The sequence below is a fragment of the Vibrio sp. V43_P6S15P86 genome (genome assembly GCF_009904725.1).
Taxonomy (GTDB): Bacteria; Pseudomonadota; Gammaproteobacteria; order Enterobacterales; family Vibrionaceae; genus Vibrio; species Vibrio diabolicus.
The window spans coordinates 1-3,968 of the sequence record NZ_WXWT01000194.1 but is presented as its reverse complement, the minus strand read 5'-3'; the positions used below and the strand labels follow the sequence as shown (position 1 = coordinate 3,968).

At 44.6% G+C, this 3,968-nt stretch carries 3 protein-coding genes; 1 reads left to right on the top strand and 2 read right to left on the bottom strand.

From position 1 onward, the window contains the following. Positions 1-304: 304 nt before the first annotated feature. Positions 305-1,372: a succinylglutamate desuccinylase/aspartoacylase family protein gene (locus CAG69_RS08340; protein WP_005391426.1), complete on the bottom strand. Its 1,068-nt coding sequence runs from the start codon at positions 1,370-1,372 to the stop codon at positions 305-307. 329 nt (positions 1,373-1,701) lie between these two features. Here CAG69_RS08340 and CAG69_RS08335 point away from each other — a divergent pair, with 329 nt between their 5' ends. Next, a complete protein-coding gene (locus CAG69_RS08335) occupies positions 1,702-2,241 on the top strand; it encodes a DUF3332 domain-containing protein (protein WP_047010162.1) in 540 nt (179 codons plus the stop codon). 62 nt (positions 2,242-2,303) lie between these two features. Here the strand turns inward: CAG69_RS08335 and CAG69_RS08330 are convergent, their stop codons facing one another. After that, positions 2,304-3,776, bottom strand: a complete 1,473-nt coding sequence (locus tag CAG69_RS08330; protein WP_161443665.1) for a beta-Ala-His dipeptidase — start codon at positions 3,774-3,776, stop codon at positions 2,304-2,306. Between the last annotated feature and the right edge of the window lie 192 nt (positions 3,777-3,968).

The window sequence follows — 3,968 nt, the reverse complement described above, 5'->3', positions numbered from 1 at the left end:
TGAGATTTACTTTGAATGGATGACTTATTAATCGTTTCATATTGATGATTTATAGTGTTTTTATGAAGCTCGGATTATAAGAACATTATTACGATTAATAAATGATAATGAGATTAATTATCAAATGTGTTTTTGCGACGGATTGTAAAGTTTTTTATCCATTCGTGGAAACTACGATGAGTATCGTTAGCTTACAGAAAACAAAAAGCCCAGCATCATGGACGCTGAGCTCATTGGCTTTTAAACAAGATGGTGCGAGCACTGTTGCTCCTTTCGAGCTAATCAAGTGCGTACTTGGTAGGAATTACTGAGTTTCTAACGGGATCTGTCCGGTAGTCAGTGGCTCGACATCGAACTCGGTCAGTCCTTCAATGTAACTTTCAACGGCTTGTTCTACCGAATCATCACCTTGGTTGAAGTAAGCAAGGTGGAAGATCGCATCGCCTTCATTAACCAGTGGCAAAGTTTGTTGACCGATCACCAAGCCACGCTTTGGCGCTTTGAGCTCTACCTCATCATGTCCAAGAGGAGAGCTGATATAGGCGAGAGTTTCACCCTGTTCCACTTTGTCTCCCAGATTAACGACAGTACGCAAAATACCGTTACCTGACGCACGAACCCAGCTGGTGGACTTCGCTATGATAGGCTCAGGCAGCTTTTTTCGGCTAGCGCGCAGCATGCCAATGGCTTGCATTACACGCCGAACCCCGAGTACACCAGCGCTGATTGACAGTGGATCAAAACGCAATGCTTCGCCAGCCTCGTAGGTTAGCACGGGGATATCACATTTTTCTGCTTCACTGCGTAAAGAGCCATCACGCAATGCTGAATCAACAATCACTGGCGTCGCAAACGCCTGAGCAATACGCAGAGTTTCTGGGTTGCTTAAGTTTGCGCGAATCTGTGGCAAGTTCGTGCGGTGAATGGCCCCAGTGTGCAGATCCAAAATGTAGTCACAACGTTTGGCTATGTTGTTAAAGAAGCCGTGTGCCATTCGAGATGCAAGCGCGCCTTTTTCACTGCCAGGAAAACAACGGTTGAGATCTCGTCGATCGGGCAAGTACCGTGATTTATGGATGAAACCAAAAACGTTAACGATAGGTACTGCAATGACAGTGCCTTTCAGTTTTTGTGGATCCAGTTGGTTAATGATCTGACGAACGATTTCTACGCCATTAAGCTCATCACCATGGATAGCAGCATTCACCATTAACACAGGCCCTTCTTGTTTCCCATGGATGATTTCCACGGGAATAGATAAAGGCGAATGTGTGTATAGCTTCGCTGCTTCAAATTCGATCTCTAATCGTTGTCCTGGTTGTATTTGATGCCCTAAGAGCTCAAACACTTTGCTTTTTTTACTTCTGGCCATAAACCATCTCTGTCAAATGCGTTATCAGCAATGTAACAATTGCTGCAAAATCGCACTAATCATTCTCATTAAGGACACGACAAATTACTTTAATCGTCATGCGCGAAATCTCAGCATGTGTGACGTTTTTGTTTTCAATATGATCTTTTATATCAGTTTAATACATAACGAGAGGTACAGAAGGAAGAGCAATCATAGGCTTAAAAAATGTGACTGTATTAAAAATAATACTGATAATGAGGGACAAAAAAACGGACTTTTAACCCTACTTTTTATCCGATAATATCCGCGCCGAATTTGAGGTCTAACATTTCTAACTAGAGGTTTTGATGAAAAAGGCAATTGCTAAAATTGGTGCATTGACTGCTGTAGCAGTTTCACTTTCAGGTTGCGTTGGCAGTAATGCCGTGACAGGTTATGTCATGGGGTTTAACTTGAAAGCTGTAGATAACCGTTACGCTCGAGGTGGTCTAAACATGCTTTTAGCACCTGTTTATGGTGTCGCAATCGCAGCGGACTACATCGTGTTTAACTCTCTAGAGTTTTGGACGGGTAAGAACCCTTTAAATGGTAAGCCACATATCTTCGATACAAAGATGGATACTTACATCGATGTAAACCACCAGTTAGATAAATCGTTAACGACGGCGCCAATTGCACCGTTAGCGAATAACCGTGTTATTGAGCAGGGTCGAATGCAGCAAATCGATGAGAATACTGTTCAAATGGATATTACTTACAATAACGGCGAGAAGGCGACACTCATGGGTGTGCGCGATGGTGAGTTTGTCACTTACTACATTGATGGTGAAGTCGTTGCACAAACTTCAATGGATGAGCTAGCTGCTTATACGCAAAATCGCGTGTAATTTGGTCCAGCCAAACAAAAAAGGGTGCCGTAAAGCACCCTTTGTCGTTTTTCGTGCTTGAATTACGCTTTCTCTGGAATTGCCTCTAGAAGCGCGACCATTTGGTCCCAGTACAGCTGAACGGTATCAATCTTCACTTTCTCATCTGGTGAGTGAGGGAATTTAATTGTTGGACCGAAAGACACCATATCCATGTGTGGGTATGGTTCTTTAAACAGGCCACACTCAAGACCAGCATGGATGACCATGATGTTCGGCTTATGACCGTAAATGCCTTCATACATATCACGGAAAATTGCCATGATCTCGGAATCTGCATCTGGCTTCCAGCCAGGGTAAGCACCTGAGAACTGAATTTGTGCGCCTGCTAATTCAGCAATTGAACGTAGCATACTCTCAACTTGGCTGCGGCCAGAGTCAATCAAAGAGCGAATCAGACACAGAACTGTCACTTTATTTTCTTCAGTAGTGATCACGCCAACGTTCAGTGACGTTTCGACCACACCTTCAATTTCGTCGCTCATGCGCATGACGCCATTTGGGCATGCGTTAAGTGCGGCAATGAAGCGTTGCTGATCGGCGATTGAAAATACTTGCGCGTCAGTAGCGAGCAATTCATTAAAGGTTACGATACCTGTTTCGATTTTACCCAGTTCAGTTTTCAGCAGCTCAGTGTAGTGGTTGAACAGCTCAGCAAGCTTGTCTTGGTTTTCTGCAGGAAGAGCGACAGTGACAAACGCTTCGCGAGGGATTGCATTACGTAAACTACCACCACGGAATTCTACCAAACGTAAATCAAGCTCTTGAGCATGACCCGCTAGGAAACGACCAAGTAATTTGTTGGCATTACCGCGACCTGTGTGAATGTCACAACCTGAGTGACCACCTTTTAGGCCTTTCAGCGTCAGTTGGCGTGTTACGAAACCGGCAGGCGTTGCTTCTCGAAAAATGCCGAAAGTCATGGTGCCATCAACACCACCAGCACAACCCATGTAGACTTCGCCTTCTTGTTCAGAGTCTGTGTTGAGAAGGATCTCACCTTCTAACCAACCAGCCTCAAGACCAAATGCGCCAGTCATGCCTGCTTCTTCATCAATCGTCAGCAGAACTTCGATTGGGCCGTGCTTAATGTCTTTAGATGCCAATACAGCAAGGCAAGAAGCCATACCAATCCCGTTATCTGCACCAAGCGTCGTGCCTTTCGCCGTTACCCATTCGCCATCGATGTAAGGTTGGATTGGATCTTTGGTGAAGTCGTGTTCGGTGTCTTCGTTTTTCTGCGGCACCATGTCGATGTGTGCTTGAAGTACAACAGCCTTCTTATTTTCCATTCCAGGTGTCGCGGGCTTTTTGATGAACACGTTACCGGTTGGATCACGGCGAACGTCAAAGCCTTGCTCTGTTGCCCAGTTGATAATGTACTGTGCTAATGCTTCTTCATGTTTCGATGGATGAGGGATTGAACAAATCTTATCGAAAAACTGCCAAAGTGGAGCAGGTGATAAGGTACTGATCTCAGAATGGAACTCAGACACGGAGGACTCCTTTTGATGTGCTTTGCCAAATATATACCGTAAAAATATTGTCAAGGTAGCATTAAATGCTAGACGATTTGGCCTTCAAATTGCCGTTAGCATACCACCAGATAAGGAGTACGAGTAGTCGCGTGCACAAGGATTTCTCTCAGAACTGTCACAGTTTGTGAACACAATAACAGGCACTATGCG